The organism is Mesotoga infera (genome assembly GCF_900157305.1).
GTDB lineage: Bacteria > Thermotogota > Thermotogae > Petrotogales > Kosmotogaceae > Mesotoga > Mesotoga infera.
Genome location: NZ_LS974202.1, coordinates 705269 through 723387, shown reverse-complemented (window position 1 = coordinate 723387; position 18119 = coordinate 705269). Strand labels below are relative to the sequence as shown.

At 49.1% G+C, this 18119-nt stretch carries 17 protein-coding genes; 10 read left to right on the top strand and 7 right to left on the bottom strand.

The annotated features are described in order from the left end of the window. Positions 1–1196 precede the first annotated feature (1196 nt). The gene (locus tag MESINF_RS03400; RefSeq protein WP_169698544.1) at positions 1197–1823 is read left to right on the top strand and encodes a type IV toxin-antitoxin system AbiEi family antitoxin domain-containing protein; all 627 of its coding nucleotides are present in this window, start codon (positions 1197–1199) and stop codon (positions 1821–1823) included. A gap of 4 nt (positions 1824–1827) precedes the next feature. Beyond that, positions 1828–2733 (top strand): nucleotidyl transferase AbiEii/AbiGii toxin family protein, encoded by a 906-nt coding sequence (locus tag MESINF_RS03395; protein WP_169698543.1) that lies wholly within the window; start codon positions 1828–1830, stop codon positions 2731–2733. A 1334-nt stretch (positions 2734–4067) separates the two neighbouring features. On the opposite strand, the gene MESINF_RS03390 is transcribed toward MESINF_RS03395, so the two are convergent. After that, on the bottom strand, positions 4068–5189 hold the full coding sequence (locus MESINF_RS03390; protein WP_169698542.1) for a 4Fe-4S dicluster domain-containing protein: 1122 nt from the start codon (positions 5187–5189) through the stop codon (positions 4068–4070). A gap of 430 nt (positions 5190–5619) precedes the next feature. Here MESINF_RS03390 and MESINF_RS03385 point away from each other — a divergent pair, with 430 nt between their 5' ends. The 5 genes from MESINF_RS03385 (at position 5620) to MESINF_RS03365 (ending at position 11118) form a co-directional block, all read left to right on the top strand. Further along, complete coding sequence (locus tag MESINF_RS03385) at positions 5620–7017, top strand: mercuric reductase (RefSeq protein ID WP_169698541.1); 1398 nt, start codon at positions 5620–5622, stop codon at positions 7015–7017. Between the two features lie 200 nt (positions 7018–7217). Continuing rightward, the gene (gene osmF / locus MESINF_RS03380; RefSeq protein ID WP_269460646.1) at positions 7218–8123 is read left to right on the top strand and encodes a glycine betaine ABC transporter substrate-binding protein OsmF; all 906 of its coding nucleotides are present in this window, start codon (positions 7218–7220) and stop codon (positions 8121–8123) included. A 35-nt stretch (positions 8124–8158) separates the two neighbouring features. After that, a complete protein-coding gene (locus tag MESINF_RS03375) occupies positions 8159–9304 on the top strand; it encodes an ABC transporter permease (protein WP_231936835.1) in 1146 nt (381 codons plus the stop codon). Beyond that, positions 9297–10394: an ABC transporter ATP-binding protein gene (locus tag MESINF_RS03370; protein ID WP_169698539.1), complete on the top strand. Its 1098-nt coding sequence runs from the start codon at positions 9297–9299 to the stop codon at positions 10392–10394. Before MESINF_RS03375 ends, MESINF_RS03370 begins: the two co-directional genes overlap by 8 nt. Continuing rightward, positions 10375–11118: an ABC transporter permease gene (locus MESINF_RS03365; protein ID WP_169698538.1), complete on the top strand. Its 744-nt coding sequence runs from the start codon at positions 10375–10377 to the stop codon at positions 11116–11118. The genes MESINF_RS03370 and MESINF_RS03365 overlap by 20 nt, the downstream gene beginning before the upstream one ends. A gap of 17 nt (positions 11119–11135) precedes the next feature. Here the strand turns inward: MESINF_RS03365 and MESINF_RS13625 are convergent, their stop codons facing one another. Then, on the bottom strand, positions 11136–11345 hold the full coding sequence (locus MESINF_RS13625) for a hypothetical protein (protein WP_231936834.1): 210 nt from the start codon (positions 11343–11345) through the stop codon (positions 11136–11138). 142 nt (positions 11346–11487) lie between these two features. Beyond that, positions 11488–11829, bottom strand: coding sequence for a mechanosensitive ion channel domain-containing protein (locus MESINF_RS13620; protein WP_231936833.1), 342 nt, complete (start codon positions 11827–11829; stop codon positions 11488–11490). 128 nt (positions 11830–11957) lie between these two features. Between MESINF_RS13620 and MESINF_RS13615 the strand changes: the two genes are divergently transcribed. After that, the gene (locus MESINF_RS13615; protein ID WP_408631268.1) at positions 11958–12263 is read left to right on the top strand and encodes a Mu transposase domain-containing protein; all 306 of its coding nucleotides are present in this window, start codon (positions 11958–11960) and stop codon (positions 12261–12263) included. Between the two features lie 635 nt (positions 12264–12898). Here the strand turns inward: MESINF_RS13615 and MESINF_RS03350 are convergent. Then, on the bottom strand, positions 12899–13303 hold the full coding sequence (locus MESINF_RS03350) for a PIN domain-containing protein (protein ID WP_169698537.1): 405 nt from the start codon (positions 13301–13303) through the stop codon (positions 12899–12901). After that, on the bottom strand, positions 13300–13581 hold the full coding sequence (locus tag MESINF_RS03345; RefSeq protein WP_169698536.1) for a type II toxin-antitoxin system Phd/YefM family antitoxin: 282 nt from the start codon (positions 13579–13581) through the stop codon (positions 13300–13302). Before MESINF_RS03345 ends, MESINF_RS03350 begins: the two co-directional genes overlap by 4 nt. A 613-nt stretch (positions 13582–14194) precedes the next feature. Here MESINF_RS03345 and MESINF_RS03340 point away from each other — a divergent pair. Continuing rightward, positions 14195–15346, top strand: coding sequence for an AAA family ATPase (locus MESINF_RS03340; RefSeq protein ID WP_169698535.1), 1152 nt, complete (start codon positions 14195–14197; stop codon positions 15344–15346). Between the two features lie 12 nt (positions 15347–15358). Beyond that, complete coding sequence (locus tag MESINF_RS03335; RefSeq protein WP_169698534.1) at positions 15359–15808, top strand: hypothetical protein; 450 nt, start codon at positions 15359–15361, stop codon at positions 15806–15808. Between the two features lie 643 nt (positions 15809–16451). Here the strand turns inward: MESINF_RS03335 and MESINF_RS03330 are convergent. Further along, positions 16452–16724 carry a hypothetical protein gene (locus MESINF_RS03330; RefSeq protein ID WP_169698533.1) on the bottom strand — a complete coding sequence of 91 codons (273 nt, stop codon included), beginning with the start codon at positions 16722–16724 and terminating at the stop codon, positions 16452–16454. 624 nt (positions 16725–17348) lie between these two features. Continuing rightward, entirely contained in the window at positions 17349–17627 is a 279-nt protein-coding gene (locus MESINF_RS03325; protein ID WP_169698532.1) for a helix-turn-helix transcriptional regulator, read from the bottom strand. Positions 17628–18119 lie beyond the last annotated feature (492 nt).

Below are 18119 nucleotides of genomic sequence, written 5' to 3'. Positions count from 1 at the left end.
AAGAAGATCAAAATCCCGCTCTTCTCGCCTCATACCTCTACCCTCTCACCTCTGGTTTCGCTCTCTCTAAGGACAGGGATGCCGGATCAGGTCCGGCATGACGGGGAGGGACTGTCATCCCGGGCTCCGACCCGGGATCCACTCCTTAGAAAACCGTGATTCTGAGTCAAGCTCAGAATGACGGGAAGGAAGAAGGACCGTCATCCCGTGTCATCCCGTAGTGCTCCTATACGGGATCTCGCTCTTGCTCTTTCGAAGGAGCGGAGATGCCGTATCGGGGTCCGGCATGACGGGAAGGGATCAAATACCGCGAAAATGGGGACTGACGGGCTCTTAACGTCTGTCCCGTTTTTCGCAAAGACCGGGATCCTGACTTGGAGCACGCCAGGATGACGTGAGAGGACTGTCATCCCGGGCTCCGACCCGGGATCCACTCCTTAGAAAACCGTGATTCTGAGTCAAGCTCAGAATGACGTCAAGTGAGTCCGGCATGACGGGAAGGGAGGAAAGACCGCGAAAATGGGGACTGACGGGCTCCTAACGTCTGTCCCGTTTTTCGCAAAGACCGGGATCCTGACTTGGAGCACGTCAGGATGACGTGAGGGGAGGAAGAACGTGATTCTGAGTCAAGCTCAGAATGACGTCAAGTGAGTCCGGCATGACGGCAAGGGACTGTCATTCGGCAACGCCCCCATCCTGTCATCCCGTAGTGCTCCTATACGGGATCTCGCTCTTCTCGTTCGTCTCTAAACAGAGGTAAGAGGAATGAGGTAAGAGGTAAGAAGATCAAAATCCCGCTCTTCTCGCCTCATACCTCTACCCTCTCACCTCTGGTTTCGCTCTCTCTAAGGACAGGGATGCCGGATCAGGTCCGGCATGACGAAAAGGAGCAAAGACCGTGAAAAACCGCGTTTTTCGCGTTCTAGACCCTAGACCCGAAACCCGAGACCCGCTGCTCGTGTCTCGTCCTCTCTCCTCATCTCGAGTCTTTAACCAAGAACCTGGGCGCAACGCGCCGGAGGAACCCGGAGAAACCGCTCTTGAGAAAATGTGGAGTCCCTGTTTTTCCATGGCAACCGCAAAGCGGTTCGTGTCGTGTTTCTTAGGCATTATGGTAGAATAATTTGGATAGAACACTAGGCAAAAATTTATAATTACATAGTGTTCTATCCAAGTAATCGCTGGAGGCCCTTTTAATGAGCAAAAAAACCGATATTGAGAAAAAAATAAAGTCCTGCTTCAAATATAATAGTTATTTCCAGCGAACATCGCAGTTTCTAAAAATGGGAATACATCCAAGAGAAATAAAGACGGCTCTGGAAAATGGATGGATTATCAGGATAAAACATGGTCTATATATGCTGGCAGATGCATACAATGGTCTTGAAACTGATCTTGTGGCAATTACTAAAGCAAGTAAGTATACCGTTATATGTCTAGCTTCAGCACTCCAGTTTTATAACCTGACCACATACATCTCTCCTAAAATTACCATTGGTGTCCCTAATAACGTAAGTCATCTCAAGTTTGAATATCCCCCCGTTAAACTCTATTACTTTGACAAAAGCACATACAAAATCGGTATTACAAGAATAAAAACGGATTCCGGGATTATAAGAATATATGACCTCGAAAGAACCATCTGCGATGCTTTCAGATTCAGGAAGGAACTTGGAGAAGACATTGCCGTTGAATCATTAATAAATTATGTAAAACGCAAGGATTCAAATATCTCAAAGCTAATGGAATACGCATCAATGCTTAGAATCAAAACGGTGATAACACCTTATCTTATACCCATTATAAAATCCGCTATGGAGTGATTGTATGCGAAATATTGGGGCTTCGGTAAGAACGAAACTGTTGAACATTTCAAGAAAGACAGGAAGATCCAATGAGTACTTGCTCATACAATACTTTTATGAGCGTTTTCTCTACAGATTAGGAAAATCAAAATACAGAAATAGACTGATACTCAAAGGCGGAATGCTGTTGATATCCTACGATTCTCTAAATAGATCAAGGCCTACAAAAGACCTAGATTTTCTTGCAAAGGGGCTTCCAATAAAAGCGGACAAGGTAAAACCAATTATTGAGGAGATACTTAATTCCGCAGACTCGAATGATGGGGTGCTATTTGATGCAAACAGCATTCGGGTTGAGCAAATAACAGAAGATCAAGATTATACAGGAATTCGGGTCTTTTTTGTGGCTCAGCTTGCCGATACTAAAGTAAGGACCCGACTTCATTTGGATATTCCCGTGGGAGACAGCATTGTTCCAAGTCCGATTGAAATGGAATATCCCGTACTTCTTGATTTTGAAGCTCCTAAGGTTATGGCTTATTCCAAAGAAACAGTTATAGCTGAAAAGCTTGAGACAATTGTCAAAAGAAGCACGGCAAATAGCAGGTTGAAAGATTTCTATGACATATACTACCTTGCTAAAACAACCAATTTTTCTCTCGATGTCCTCTCCAACTCAATAAAGTCAACCTTCATGAATCGAGGAACTCCTCTTCCAGAAGAAACTTTCTTTCCCGAAATGATCAAAGACGATTCTGGTATGGAAATACGGTGGAAAGCCTTCATTTCAAGACACGGACAACTTACGGATATCTCATACCAGGAATTGGTTAAAAAGCTGGATTCTTTTACCAGACCAATCATAATGAAAAATCAAGAAGAAAGTATTTGGGATTTCAACACATGGCGCTGGGCATCTACCTTATAAACCAACAAAAATAACAAAGGAAAGAACACCTTTGATAACTATCCCTGTTCTTCAAGGTTCCCTCATGCGTTAGCGTGCAACTCGGTTTTCAGCTTAGCTACCTTATCAACAACCACGAAGTGGTTCGAAACAATTCCATAGGAATTCATGACACGGCTTAGTCAGTCGTGTCAATTTTGAAGGCATTCGCCCCGCTACAAAGCAGCTTTTGCCTACCAAGCTCTTTGTTCAATGGACTATGGAGATACACTATGCGCCTGGATAATAGGAGCCGGATGAATCGAGAGGTTCATTTCCGGTTCTGGGAGAGCCTGGGGGTGTAATCCCCCCGGGCCACTCAACAGATCAAGATCGCGCTCTTCATACCTCTCGCCTCTGACCTCAGGCCTCGAGTTTTTGCCAAGAACTTGGACGCGCAGCGTCGGAACGAACAACAAAACTCCTAGCTCTGGAACGAAGAACCGTGGTGGGTTGTGCGTTGTGGGTTGTCGGTAAGAGCCGAGAAAGAGCATCGTCGAGAGTTCGCTCCGCTCACGAGCGGATGAGAAATCTCTCCCCAGTCTCTTCCTCTCTCCTCATCTCGAGTCTTTAACCAAGAACCTGGGCGCAACGCGCCGGAACCGCTCTTGGAACCGCTCTTCTCGCTCTTCTCACTCTTTCGAAGGACCAGGATGCCGGATCGGGTCCGGCATGACGGGAAGGGGCTGTCATTCCGTGTCATCCCGTAGTGCTCCTATACGGGATCTCGCTCTTGCTCTTTCGAAGGAGCGGAGATGCCGGATCGGGGTCCGGCATGACGGGAAGGGATCAAATACCGCGAAAATGGGGACTGACGGGCTCCTGACGTCTGTCCCCGTTTTTCGCGAAGACCGGGATCCTTACTAGGAGCACGTCAGGATGACGTGAGGGGAGGAAGAACGTGATTCTGAGTCAAGCTCAGAATGACGTCAAGTGAGTCCGGCATGACGGGAAGGGACTGTCATCCCGGGCTCCGACCCCGAAAATGGGGACTGACGGGCTCCTGACGTCTGTCCCCGTTTTTCCGAAGACCGGGATCCTTACTAGGAGCACGTCAGGATGACGTGAGGGGAGGAAGAACGTGATTCTGAGTCAAGCTCAGAATGACGGGAAGAAAGGAAAGAACGCGAAAATGGGGACTGATGGGCTCCTGACGTCTGTCCCCGTTTTTCCGAAGACCCGTAATGCCCCACTCGTGTCATCCCGTAGTGCTCCTATACGGGATCTCGCTCTTCTCGTTCGTCTCTAAACAGAGGTAAGAGGAGGAGAGGTAAGAGGTAAGAAGATCAAAATCCCGCTCTTCTCGCCTCATACCTTTACCCTCTCACCTCTGGTTTCGCTCTTCCCAAGGACGGGTCCACGCTCCGACGCTGGACGGCTCTCCCGCTCTTCTCGGAGGACGGTTCTTTCTGCGAAGCGTCGGAACGAGAAACCACTCTTAGGAAAACGGAGTCTGTCCCTATTATTTTGTCCCTATTATTTATGAATTGGGAAAAGCCGATCCCTCTCGAAAAAGGACAAACCTTCATGCAGATACCACAGTCGGTTCCGTTCGATCTCCAATACGAGTAACAGAGCTCATGATCGATTCTCCATCTACTGGTGCCGTTGACGATCTCCTGTCCATTACCTGATATTGCAGAGGCAGGGCACTCTCTGGAGCAAGCCCCGCAATTGCTGCAGAATCTTTCAAGGTCGACATTTACTGATCGGCTGCCGGTCAAAGGCATATCCGTGGTTACCAGTCCGAGTTTTATTCTCGGGCCGAACCTGTCAGAGATGAGAAGGCCGTGTCTCCCGAAGACTCCAATTCCTGCGGCTGACGCCACCAGGGGGAGAACTGAGAGATAATTGCCGTCCATATGGTTTCTGGCCGAGTATCCCAGACTGCGAATGAAATAGGATAGACTCAGTCCTATCGTTGCAGCCTTCAGATAGGTTCTGGAACTCTCGACCATTGCCGTCATCGCTGGCGCGGTGTCGATCATTTCTTTCTTTATCTCAACCGCGAAAACGATTCCGTATGGAAGCAGATCGCCTATTTCATCTCCGTAGTGCTCTCGATGCCTGCCCCTGTGGCTATAATAAAATTCCGGTTTCATCCTTGCAACACCTACGAGATCTGCCCCATAATCGAGGGCCATAAGTTTAATTTGATCCGTAATGTCCGATGGTTCAACATGGAGTTTGCCGGATGATGGTTTGCCCTCGCATAGAGGCCGAAGGTCTTCTATAAGGGAGAAATTCGAACGGATTTCTGAAGCTTCAATCGGATCATAAGAGGGGGAGCTTGCGTCGCACAGATCCGGTTTGCTGCGCAGTTCATCATCGACCTCTTTCAACTCGGGATGCCTGGAGTAGTAGTCACAATACTCCGGTGAGTCGACTTCGTAGTTCATCCGGGCAAATATCGTGTCGCGCTCATCGTATCTGTCCATTTCATTCACCACCGACCTATATTGGATCTTACAATTATACTAGGCGTGGGTTGAGGCATCCTCCACCACTGACGGGGTAGTAGAGAAAGGCGAAACATGATGCTGGCTTCGAATGGTCCATCAACTTCGGTTCCAGACTCTCCCCTTCAGTTGTTTTGATTTGCCCGATGCTATATGCTATACTCGCACGTGCTCTGGGTATTCCCTTTCTCAATAAAACGGTCACAGTCTTGGTTTTTGGACGTACTGTCGTCCGCTCGTTGCTTCAGTTAAACAATCAGAACATGTCAGTTTTCTCTCCTAGATCTTTCGTACATTGATCTCACTGAAGCAGAGAAGCGGAACCGCACCTCTTTGCTTTCCATATAGAATACGACAATTGATTGAGAAGCTTGAGATGACCATGGTTGGACAACGGGATGGTGATGAAATGAAGGATGGCAGAAGAAAGTTTGATGCGATTGTTATCGGTTCCGGGCAGGGGGGAACTCCTCTGGCGCTTTCGCTTGCAGAGGCCGGATGGAAGGTAGCCCTTGTCGAGAGGAAAGCAGTTGGAGGTACTTGCGTCAACGAAGGCTGCACCCCGACAAAGACCATGATAGCCAGCGCAAGAATAGCGCATTTGGTTCGGCGCGCAGGAGATTTCGGAGTTCATGCGGGGGAGATCTCACTCGATCTGGAAAGAGTTGTCCAGCGGAAAAGGCAGGTTGTCAAGAGCTTCAGAGAAGGTAGCAAGAAAAGGATTCTAGACTCGCAAAACCTTTCATTGATAGAAGGCAGCGCTCGTTTCGTCAGGGAAAGACAGCTCGAAGTCAGCCTTCAAGACGGGCGAACGGAGTTCCTGGAAGCAGACATCATAGTGATAAACACCGGAACGAGTCCTGCGAGACCTGAGATTAGAGGTCTGTATGATTCAGTGGCTTATGACTCGACTTCAATAATGGAGCTCGATGAGCTTCCGGAACATCTTATAATCGTTGGCGGCGGCTACGTAGGTCTCGAGTTCGGGCAGATGTTCAGACGTTTTGGAAGTGAAGTAACCATCATTCAAAGGAATAAACAGCTGCTCTCTCGCGAAGATGAAGACATCGCCGACATGGTTTTGGAAATCATGAAGGACGAAGGCATAGATGTCCTTCTAGACAGCGAACCGCTCCAAATCAGGAGCGCCGGGGGCAACAGGATCAGCCTGACAGTGAGGTCTTCTGAGAAGGAAACGACGTTGGCGGGTAGCCATCTGCTGCTCGCGACCGGCAGATTGCCCAATACTCCCGACTTGAATCTCGAGAAGGCCGGGATTCAGGTTGACGGGCGGGGATTCGTTAGGGTTGACAGTAGGCTTGAGACAACGTCGAAGGGCATCTATGCGATAGGAGATGTCAAAGGCGGACCGGCCTTCACACATATTTCTTACGACGACTTCAGAGTATTGAAGCAGAACCTCTTGAACGGAGGAAGCTCGACGATAGAAGAGAGGTTTGTCCCGTATGTCGTATTCATAGATCCCCAGCTTGGAAGAATCGGTCTCTCCGAGAAAGAAGCATCGAGTCAGGGACGTGACTTTCGTGTGGCAAAGCTGCCTTTTAATAGGGTGGCACGGGCGATAGAAATGGACGAGACCAGGGGAGTGATGAAGGCTCTTGTCGATTCAAAAACAGATCAGATAATTGGAGCCGCGATTCTGGGTGTCGAGGGAGGAGAAATCATGTCTGCAATTCAGATAGCAATGATGGGCGGTCTTCCTTACACCACGTTGAGAGACGGCATCTTCGCTCACCCGACGCTCGTGGAATCACTGAACAATCTCTTCATGACACTGGATAGCTGAGCGGTAAGGAGAATACTCGCCGGGATTCTTTCTTGAGCTTTTCTAAAATGAAAAAACAGGAGATTCCGCGAATGCGTCTTAGCTCGCTACAAAAGTCAGACGAATCTACAGAGGTAGCAATGCATTGAAAATCTCCGGTGATAGTGTACAATTAAGTTGAGTATAATTATCGGCAATACAAACTATGGAGGTTGGTTGTTGTGAAGAGAATAATGTTAATAGCGCTATTATTGATAACTGTAATTGGTTTGGCACTGAAGGGGCCGATTACGGTGGCATCGAAGATTGATACAGAAGGAGCTCTGCTCGGTCAGATGATTGTCATCGTCCTTGAAAAGAACGGTTTCAAGGTGAATGACAAGACAGAATTCGGCACGACGAGTGTCATCAGAAAGGCGATCATCGCTGGTGAGATCGATATCTACCCCGAGTACACCGGAAACGGAGGCTTCTTCTTTGATAACACAGATCCCATGGTATGGAAGAACGCGAAGTCGGGATACGAGACTGTGAAGGCCCTTGATCTGGCAAGTAACGGTCTCGTCTGGCTTACTCCAGCTCCTGCGAACAATACCTGGGCTCTGGCGATCAGAAAGGATCTTTCCGAGAGTGAGGGAATCAAGACCCTCGAAGACCTTGCGACATACATTAACGGTGGAGGATTCATCAAGCTGGCCGCTTCCGAAGAGTTTCTGACGAGGCCCGATGCGATGCCTGCCTTCCAGGAGGCATATGGTTTTGAACTTTCCAACGATCAAATTCTGGCCTTCTCCGGAGGAAACACCGCTCAGACGATCAGGGCTGCCGCACAGAATATAGACGGGGTCAATCTCGCTATGGCATACGGTACGGACGGGGCGCTCTCGGCCCTCAGACTTGTCGTTCTTGAGGACACCAAAGGCGTACAGCCCATCTACGAACCCGCTCCCATAGTGAGGAAAGAGGTCTACGACATGTATCCCGAGATCGAAGGACTCCTGAAACCCGTCTTCGAATCACTGGACCTAGAGAGTTTGCAGTCTCTCAACGCTTCGATAGCTATCGAAGGTCTGGATGCGGGTTATGTTGCTGAGCAGTTCCTGAGATCGAAGTCCTTGATTGATTAGGATCCATGAAGTTTATTGGCAGACGAAGAGATGTGATGGCCATTCTGGGAATGGCCATCATGTTGTTTTCGCTCGTAATTCCGGGTTTTCTTTCGGTTAAGGAGACAAGGATTTCCGAAGCCCTGCCGGTAAGCCTGGGAAGCTTCTCGATAGTCGGGCTGGTATCTCTTGCAGCCGCCTCGGTTGCCATCTTCTTCCTTTCTTACAGCAAATACGCTTTTCTTATGGGCATTGTGGCAGGGCTTGTACCTGTTTTCGGTTTTTTCCTTGCCGGGAGCTATGCACTCTCCATCGCTTCGGCAACAGGTCCGTTCGCCAGAGTCTCACCCTATACAGGACTTTGGCTTCTGCTTCTGGCCGGCTACATAGTCGTGTTCGCCGCCAGAAGAAGGCTTAAAGATAAGAAGGTACTCTCCGCGTTTCTTGTATTGATTCCTATTGCCTCCTTTCTCATAATGCTTGTCTCAGGACATCTCAAGGAGCTTGCGATCATGAAGGAGTACGCAAACAGGAGCGATAGATTTCTAGAGGAGACGGTGAGGCATCTTATGATAGCCGGTGGAGCCGTAGTCTCCGGAGTGATAATCGGAGTGCCTCTTGGAATAGTGGCTAACAGGTCTCCCAAGATAGAGAAGCCGGTTTTCGGGGTGGTGAATTTCATTCAGACGATTCCCAGCATAGCTCTCTTTGGGCTGCTGATCGCTCCCCTTTCGTATTTTTCTCGCAGTCTGCCGTTTCTGAGGGAGATAGGAATAACGGGTGTGGGTTGGGCTCCAGCAATGATAGCTTTGATTCTTTATTCGTTGCTTCCGATAGTCAGGAATACTTATTCGAGTCTGAAGGTAATTCCGGTCGATACGGTTGAGGCTGCAAGGGCCATGGGAATGAGCAGATTTCAGGTTCTCGGGAAGGTCGAGATTCCGATCTCACTTCCGATAGTTCTGGCAGGCGTGAGAACGGCGGCCGTTCAGGCGGTGGGCAACACAACGATGGCAGCTCTCATTGGTGCGGGGGGTCTTGGTGTTTTCGTCTTTCAGGGGCTTGGTCAGGCCGCAATGGATCTAGTACTGCTAGGCGCGTTGCCGATCGTGGCTCTAGCGCTGATAGTCGATTCTCTTATGCAGTTGCTGATAGCTGTTCTTACGCCCAGAGGTCTTGTTTCGGAGGGAGCCGATGATTAGATTCGAGAAAGTTACAAAGGAATACGATGAAGAGACCGTAGCCGTAAAGGATATTACGTTCGAGATTCCTTCGAGAGAACTTACCGTTCTTATCGGGCCGTCTGGATGCGGGAAGACAACGACACTCAAGATGATAAACCGAATAATCAGACCTACTGCCGGAAGGATTCTGATAGACGGCAGCGATGTAACTGAGATGGATATCAGGCAGCTCAGGAGAGGAATAGGCTACGTCATCCAGAATGTGGGACTCTTTCCCCACATGACGGTTAAGGACAACATCGCCACCGTGCCCAAACTACTGAAGTGGGAGAGATCGAAGATCGACGTTCGGGTGGAAGAATTGCTGCAGCTGGTCGGACTGGAGCCGAAGTCCTACGCAAATAAGCTTCCCAAAGAGTTGTCGGGCGGCGAAGCCCAGAGAGTGGGAGTTGCGAGAGCCCTTGCCGCCGATCCGCCGATAATTCTCATGGACGAACCTTTCGGGGCAGTCGACCCTCTTACGAGAGTCAGGCTTCAGGATGAATTTGCCAGAATTCAGGAGGAACTGCACAAAACAATTGTCTTCGTGACTCACGATATAGACGAGGCGATAAGACTGGCAGATAAAATTGCCGTTATGAAAGGGGGAAGAATTCTCCAGTTCGACACGCCCGAAGAGATTCTCGCAAGGCCGGTAGAGAAGTTCGTTCATGATTTCATGGGCTCCGACAGGGCTCTGAAGAGGCTCTCGAGAATTCCCGTTCTTGAGTACATAGAGAAAAGCGAAACGATAGACATTAACGGCGGCTGGGAGCAGCTGGGTGTCACAAAAGAGGAATTCGTCTGGGCACTGGACGATAGTAAGAAACTCATCGGATGGGTAGATGTTTCTCATTCCAGTAGAGAGCTTCCGCTCAGAGAAGCTCTGACTGAGATGCTGGAGGAAGAGATTTTGAGCCCCGACAGCACAATGAAGGAAGCGCTCTCGAGAATGCTTGAAAGCGGAACTATGGCTCTGCCGGTTGTTGAGAGATCGGGCCGTTTTCTAGGCCAGATAAGTCTATCGAAAATTCAGGAGTTGACTAAGAGTGTCAGAGAAGAAGAGTAGAGTCATATCCTGGATAATCCTTGGGATATTCCTTTTGGCATTCATTCTGCTAATATCCAACATGGCTCTCTGGGAGAGCTTTCTAAGATGGCTCTTTCCGGAAGAGAGGGAGGTTCTTCACCCCAGAGGTACCCTGCTGGAACTGGTTGGCGAACACCTGTGGATGGTGATTGTCTCAAGCGGACTTGCAACTGTAATAGGTATTTCGATCGGCGTTCTGGTTACGAGGCCGCTAGGAAGGCAGTATCTGCCACTCGTCTCCAATCTCAGCTCTCTCGGACAGACCTTTCCGCCCGTTGCGGTGCTTGCCCTTGCTGTTCCTCTTCTTGGATTCGGGTTCAAGCCCACGGTTGCCGCTCTGCTCCTATATGGACTTCTGCCTATCCTAAGGAACACGATAACCGGCATAGAGAATATCCCCTCCGAAGTTCGCGAAGCGGCTTACGGTATGGGTATGTCTTCCTGGCAGGTTCTCTTCAAGATCGAGCTTCCTCTAGCGCTAAAGGTAATTATGTCGGGAGTAAGGATATCTGTTGTTATAAATATCGGGACGGCGACCGTCGGAGCCACTATAGGAGCCGGCGGACTTGGATCGCCCATAACGGCGGGGCTTGTGTCGGAGAATCCCGCCTTCATACTGGAAGGAGCAATTCCTGCCGCTCTTCTTGCCTTTTCGGCCGATTCGCTGCTGGGGAATATAGAGAAGAGCTTTTCCTCGGAGTAAGAAGATTGCCGGACCAGCTACTGCTGATGATCAAGCGGTCCATCCTCGTAATTGTTGATTGTGGAGGAGCCGCCGATTGAAGGACGCGGAACGGAAATCTTGCCGCTCACAAAGAGATCGCCGAGTGCCCTCACGTCTCTCCCCGACGGGTTCTGGAAGAGCCTTAGCCCGAAGTGGGGCATGGAGGCAAAAAAAATGATCGAAGATGTCAGACTGTAATGATTCATAGTTTACCATGATTATCGTGTCTTTGTTGGTTCCGGGATGGTCCCGTAGAAATGCGGTCAGATATGCCCTGAAGGTCCCGATATTCGTCATCCTTCTGCCATTGACCGGTTCGCTCACATCTATCTCGTTCTTCCTGTTGAATTACTCTATCTCTTTCTTCCTGCTTTCGAGATAAGGCCTGAGAATCTCGACTCTGTAGAGTCTATCGTACAACTCGTCATCCAAAAAGCGAATCGAGGAGCTGTCTATGAATACCGATCTCTTGATCCGCCTTCTCCCGGCCTGAAACATCCCCTTCCAGTTCTTGAAGGATTCCGAGATTAAGGCGTAGAAGGGAATTGGGCTTATTGTCTTGTCCCAGTTTTGGATCCTGATCGTCGTAAGTGTAATGTCTATAACGTCTCCGTCGGCCTGAAATTTCGGAACCTCTATCCAGTCGCCTATGCTGACGAGATTGTTCTTTGCGATCTGAATGCTGGCCACCAGAGAGAGCTCTTGAGAGTCTCGGACGAAGACAGGAGGAGGAACCACTACAAGAAAGATGTTCTCATCTCGAAACTCTTTGAAGAAGAGCGGGATAGGATGAACGAACTACCTGCCACACCGTTCTCATCTCGAAACTGCTTAGTGTAAAGGCAAACAAATACGGGATAGTCACCTTTGAGAAGAACAGCTACTCGACAGCACCGGAACTATCCTTGAGGGAGTTGTGGTTGAAGGCAGAGGCTTTCACAGTAACGATACTGGACGAGAGATACGAAAGGGTCGTAACCCATGCGAGGTTGTACGGAGAGAAGCAGGAAGCATTCAACTGGTATTCTTACGGGATCTCGCCTAGAAGAGACGTCCTTCGTTGTTCGTCCAAGATCATGGACCCGTCCTTCGTGAGAGCATTGGGAGCAGTTCCTCGACATTAAGCATCCAGAACGCCTCTATCCTGTCATCCCGGGCTCCGACCCGGGATCCACTCCTTAGAAAACCGTGATTCTGAGTCAAGCTCAGAATGACTTCAAGTGAGTCCGGCATGACGGGAAGGAGGAAGGACCGCGAAAATGGGGACTGACGGGCTCCTGACGTCTGTCCCCGTTTTTCGCGAAGACCGGGCATGACGTGAGGGAGGAAGACCGGGATCCTGACTGGGAGCACGTCAGGATGACGTTAAAGGAGAGCCTGCCCTGAAACGCTCCCCCTCATGTCATCCCGTAGTGCTCCTATACGGGATCTCGCTCTTACTCTTTCGAAGGAGCGGAGATGCCGGATCAGGTCCGGCATGACGAAAAGGAGCAAAGACCGCGAAAAACCGCGTTTTTCGCGTTCTAGACCCTAGACCCGAAACCCGAGACCCGCTGCTCGTGTCTCGCCCTCTCTCCTCTTCTCGTTCCGGCTCTTCCCGCTCTTCCGCGCATCGTTCTCCACCAAGAACAAAGCTCCTAGCTCTGGAACGAAAAACCTGGGCGCAATGAGCCGGAGAAAACGGAGTCTGTCCCTATTTACCTTACCTATTTACCCTTTATATGATAAGGTCCCTATTTATCGCTATTTACCGTGGTCCCTATTTACCCGCCCTTCTGTGAATTATCTCAAGCAACGCTGCAGGACTCAGGACAGTTACGAAATCAGCGGGAAAGTGTTTAGGATTCCCCGTAACGATCGGACTGTTAGTGGCTCTAGAGACTTCAACAAAAGGTAAATCCGATAGATCTGGAAGCTCCAAAGAGACAGGTTCGGGAGCCACAAGAAAGCCGACCCTGACAAAGAAATCCAGAAGCCCCCTTATATCATCGCTCCTGAATCCAAATCTCGGTCTTCGAAGAACCCTCTCGTATACATCGATGATTCTTGCATCGAAACAGGGAAGAACACGATTTGAGAGAATACAATTGAGAACACCTGCGGGACTTCCGTAAGGATTCAATAGAGCCGCGACAAGGACGTTTGTATCTACTACTATCTTCATCTGTCAGCTTTTCTGCTTTCAGATATCTCTCTCTCAATTTCCTCTGAAGAAAGACTATCAAGACCGCTATTCAAAGACTGGAGCCGCATTCTTTCGACCGCGAGTTCAGCTTTTGCTCGGGAAATAGCCTTTATGAGAAACTCGAGATCCTCGTCTGCCCTTATCATTATTGCTTTAGGCTTCCCGTTAACCGTAACGATAACCTCCGATCCCTCATCAAGCGTTTCCCAGACCGCTGAGGGATTGCTTCTCAGGTCTCGAGTCGCTATGTACTTCATAAAACCACCTCCTGTACAAGCATATTGTACAATAAGACCTACATAATTACCTACACAATCGTAAATACCAGTTCCTCTCCGCGGCGTAAGAACCAAGAACATGGAAGCAATGAGTCGGAACGAGGAACTGCTCTTGTTCGCAAAAATGGAGTCCCTATATACCTTCGAACCCCCTCATTATGTCATCCCGTGATGCAACTGCACGGGATCTCGCCCTTTCCAGACCCTAGACCCGGTTCTAGGAAAGAGAACGTGGACGCGAAGCGTAGGAAGGAGGAACCGCTCTTGAGAAAATGGAGTCCCTATTTTGTCTTTCCACTACCATGGCTCTTTACCACAGCAGCTTACGGCGGTTTGAAGCCTCCACCTGCATGACGGCTTCGAGGGGCCCTCCCTCATCTTCAATTAAGCATGGCTTGAAGTTCCCTTCTTCGCCTTCTTGGCACACTGGAACGTAGAACAACGTTTCCGAAATGAAAATAATAGAGTCCCTATTTTATTGAAGGAAAGGCCTTACTTTGTGTGGTTTGGTTGAAGATTCAGGAACTCATGCGGAAATTGATATAATTGTCTTGTATAGCCTAAGCAGCACAGGAAGAAGGGAGGGTTCTCCGTGAGAGTCGTTCTTGAGAATATCGGGCCGATAAAAAAAGCAGACATTTCGGCCGGTGACCTGACCGTTCTCGTCGGGCCACAAGCAACGGGTAAAAGCATCTTTCTTCAGTTGTTCAAGTTCTGCGTTGATCACGCTGGCATAGTCAGAGAATTGAAGAAGTTTGGCTTTGATTGGAAGAATGAGCTCGAGAGTTTCTTGCCAGTCTATTTTGGCGAAGGGATGCAGGCGATATGGAATTCTCAGAGCTGCATTGGACTTAACGGAAGAAAGTTTCAGATCGAAACTCACGTGAAGAGATCAGGTGGAAATGGCAAAGGGCCAAAGGTGTTTTATATACCCGCTCAACGAGTTCTGATTATCTCTGCCGGGTGGCCACTTCCTTTCACCTCTTTCGATGCTACGTACCCTTTCGTTGTTAAGGACTTCAGCGAGAAGATCAGGCGCATAATGGATTCCGGCCTTGGGAAGGGCGGCATCCCTATCTTTCCGAGAGACGGATACTTCAAGAAAGAGATAAGGGACGCGCTGCAGAAATCCATAATGAGAGAAGGCAAATTGAAACTAGATGTAGGCCTTAGGAAGAGAATCATGCTGGAGGTTGCTGGAGTATCAATGCCCATCATGACCTGGTCTGCAGGTCAAAGGGAATTTGCCCCGTTACTACTTGGATTGTTCTGGCTGCTGCCTTCGGCAAAAGTCTCGAAAAAGCAAGGTGTGAACTGGGTCATTGTTGAAGAGCCAGAGGCAAGCCTTCACCCGCTTGCAATTAGGGATGTCTTTCTTACTATAGTTGAGCTGTTGAGCAGGAATTATAAAGTCTTGCTCTCAACTCACTCATCAGGAATAATCGAACTGGTGTGGGCCATAAATGAGATTGTATATCATCCTGAAGCAACTGCGGACAAAAAGAGGAAGCTTCTCCTCGACCTTTTCGAACTAAAAGCAACGGCAAATACGAACAAACTAATAAAGGATTTAGAGAACAAGAAGCTCGTTGTCAACTACTTCAGACCAACCGAGGCTGGCGTGGTTACTGAAGATATTTCTTCACTCGATCCCGGGAGCGATAAGAAGTCAGTGTCGGAATGGGGCGGCCTCGTAGAATTCACTTCCAAGACAAACGAAATCGTAGCACAGCTCTGGAGGTAGAAAATGGATCAAATGCAGCCCATAATGAATTCATCTCTTGGCCCCTGTATAAAAAACGGACTTCAAGCAATTGGCAACCCTGACAAAGTCAGACTTCAAGAAAAGAGAACCAATGCAAAGAGCGTTGATATAGATAGATGCCTTAAAGAAGATTATCCCAATGAGAATAGATGGGACTATGCTGTTTTCATCGAGATTGATGCTGTTCTGAAAACAGCTTTCATAGAGATTCATCCGGCAAATGAATCCGAAGTCGATGCGGTGATCAAAAAGGCGCAATGGATGAAGCAATGGATCATGGATAATCAGATAAGAGTCATCACTGAGAACCGGAAGTTCTTCTGGGTTGCATCTGGTAACGTAAAGATCACCAAGAACTCACAGAAAATTCGTCTTCTTCGCAAACAAGGAATCGACGGTCCACAAGAACATTTGGTTGTTGACAAAGAAATGAGATTCTAATGCCCCATTCGATTATCCCGTTTCATCCCGAATTAATTCTATACAGGACATCGTTCTTCAAGTAATGGATCTTTATCCCGCTCTTATGGCCTCGATCCTAAACCAAGAACCTGGGCGCAACGCGCCGGAACCGCTCTTCTCGCTCTCCCGCTCTTTTGAAGGAGCGGAGATGCCGGATCAGTGTCCGGCATGACGGGAAGGGAGTAAGACTGTCATCCCGGGCTCCGACCCGGGATCCACTCCTTAGAAAACCGTGATTCTGAGTCAAGCTCAGAATGACGTCAAGTGAGTCCGGCATGACGTGAGGGGAGGAAAAAACGTTATTCTGAGTCAAGCTCAGAATGACGGGAAGGGACTGTCATCCCGTTGTGCTCTTAAACGGGATCCCGCTCTTGCTCTTTCAAAGGAGCGGAGATGCCGGATCAGGTCCGGCATGACGGGAAGGAAGAAGGGCTGTCATCCCGTAGTGCTCCTATACGGGATCTCGTTCTTCTGATCTTCCCAAGGACGGGTCCATGCTCTTGGACGAAGGACGAGGGACGTCTTTCCGCTCTTACAAACCAAGAACCTGGACGCGCAGCGTCGGAACGAGGAACTTGGGCGCAACGCGCCGGAACCGCTCTTCTGTTCTCCAAGGACGGGTTCACGCTCCGGGACGCCGGACGAAGGACGGTTCTTCTCGCTCTTCCGCTCTTCTGGTCCTGTGCCTTCTCTCGTAGAACATTTGAGGCAGCTCCATTTCCACGAGCTCCTTGAGATTCCTGAAAGAGATGTACTTCAGGGGATTTTCGAGATGGGTGATGAAATCGAAGACGGCCTCCCTGTCAGTTATCACTATCCTTTCGAGGTCTTCACCGTCGCATCCGTCGTCATAACGGTCGATGCCTTCTCCGTCAAGGCTCTTCATCTCTCTCATTCCTTCCAAAAGCGAGAAAAACGTTCAAGGCGGGGGAGCGGCGGTCGTCCCGCCACTCCTCGTGTGAGCTGTTCCCGATCCCTGTTATCCGGCTGTTTCTCGAAGATCGCCCCGGACAGACACCGCCGGCGCCACTGAAGGGTATAGACCTATCACGATAGTGATAGTTTTTGACAGTTTTGTCATACACTTTGTCAAATGGAATGATAAAATAATTGTGCGATAAATTTCTTGTGTTACTGAGCGGGTCTCTGGCGGGAGACCCGTTCTCATTTCTAACAGGCCCAATCAAAACATCACCTTCTCTCTTTTACATCTTCTCTTTCACGCCTTCTGCCTTTCCTACAAAGTCATTCCGTGGTGTCCCCGTGGAGCCTGCCCTGAAATGCTCCTATTCAGGGTCATCCCGTAATGCTCCTATACGGGATCTCGCTCCTTACGGTTGAAAGAGCAGATTCTGAGTCAAGCTCAGAATGACATCAAGTGAGTCCGGCATGACGGGAACGATGGAAGAACGTGATTCTGAGTCAAGCTCAGAATGACGGATTGATGTACTCCGCGCGTGCTCTCGGCTCTTCCCAAGGACGGGTTCACGCTCCGGGACGCCGGACGAAGGACGGCTCTTCACACTTCCTCCACCTCATAGGCTCCTATATCGTACCCTTCGCTGTACAGATACATGAGATCCCTGAAAGTCGGCAGCTTCGAAACTCTCACATAACAGTTGAAGATCCTCTCCACCGGGACTCCCATGTACCTGGCCAATCTGTCCGCCTCCCTGAACGGCGGGACTATCTTCCCTTTCTCGATGGCAGAAATGTACTGCTGCGTCTTTCCTATCGCGTCTGCCAGCTGCTTCTGAGTGAAACGGTTTCTCAACCTCTCATCCAGAAATAGATCCATCGATCACTTCCTTTTCCCGATTCAACCGCAATCGTTGAAGAACGAACGTGGAAAGAAGACACACAAATTACCGGCGGAGAAAGAATCGCAGGACGGTCCCGTGGCTTTCCCGTAACCATATTCGCGCATGCTTCGACTCACCTCCTTCATATTCGTGGTTAACACGATCAATATCGTCACACAAAGATTATATCATATGCTTGCTGTCTGTCAATAGCTCACAGAGCCGATTACACGTGCATTTTGCGTCAAGGTGCGCCATTTACGATTGTGGACGATTAAATGCGATTAAAAGCTAAATTCTTTTCTATATGACCTTTATCTTAACAATACAAGATTATACGTATATATTCTGGAATGAAACCGACACAAACGCCGCTTGTGCGCTTGGAAAATACTGGCCGGCCGTAATAGGCTTATGACAGGCGCGCGCCGAGAGAAGAGGCAAGAGGCCAGAGGCATGAGGTAAGAAGATCTTCAGATCCTGATCTT

Excerpts from the sequence above, each read along its gene's own strand:
- MESINF_RS03400 (WP_169698544.1), top strand. The coding sequence starts at position 1,197 with ATGAGCAAAAAAACCGATATTGAGAAAAAAATAAAGTCCTGCTTCAAA.
- MESINF_RS03395 (WP_169698543.1), top strand. The coding sequence starts at position 1,828 with ATGCGAAATATTGGGGCTTCGGTAAGAACGAAACTGTTGAACATTTCA.
- MESINF_RS03390 (WP_169698542.1), bottom strand. The coding sequence starts at position 5,189 with ATGGACAGATACGATGAGCGCGACACGATATTTGCCCGGATGAACTAC.
- MESINF_RS03385 (WP_169698541.1), top strand. The coding sequence starts at position 5,620 with ATGAAGGATGGCAGAAGAAAGTTTGATGCGATTGTTATCGGTTCCGGG.
- MESINF_RS03375 (WP_231936835.1), top strand. The coding sequence starts at position 8,159 with ATGGCCATTCTGGGAATGGCCATCATGTTGTTTTCGCTCGTAATTCCG.
- MESINF_RS03370 (WP_169698539.1), top strand. The coding sequence starts at position 9,297 with ATGATTAGATTCGAGAAAGTTACAAAGGAATACGATGAAGAGACCGTA.
- MESINF_RS13625 (WP_231936834.1), bottom strand. The coding sequence starts at position 11,345 with ATGAATCATTACAGTCTGACATCTTCGATCATTTTTTTTGCCTCCATG.
- MESINF_RS03350 (WP_169698537.1), bottom strand. The coding sequence starts at position 13,303 with ATGAAGATAGTAGTAGATACAAACGTCCTTGTCGCGGCTCTATTGAAT.
- MESINF_RS03345 (WP_169698536.1), bottom strand. The coding sequence starts at position 13,581 with ATGAAGTACATAGCGACTCGAGACCTGAGAAGCAATCCCTCAGCGGTC.
- MESINF_RS03335 (WP_169698534.1), top strand. The coding sequence starts at position 15,359 with ATGCAGCCCATAATGAATTCATCTCTTGGCCCCTGTATAAAAAACGGA.
- MESINF_RS03330 (WP_169698533.1), bottom strand. The coding sequence starts at position 16,724 with ATGAGAGAGATGAAGAGCCTTGACGGAGAAGGCATCGACCGTTATGAC.
- MESINF_RS03325 (WP_169698532.1), bottom strand. The coding sequence starts at position 17,627 with ATGGATCTATTTCTGGATGAGAGGTTGAGAAACCGTTTCACTCAGAAG.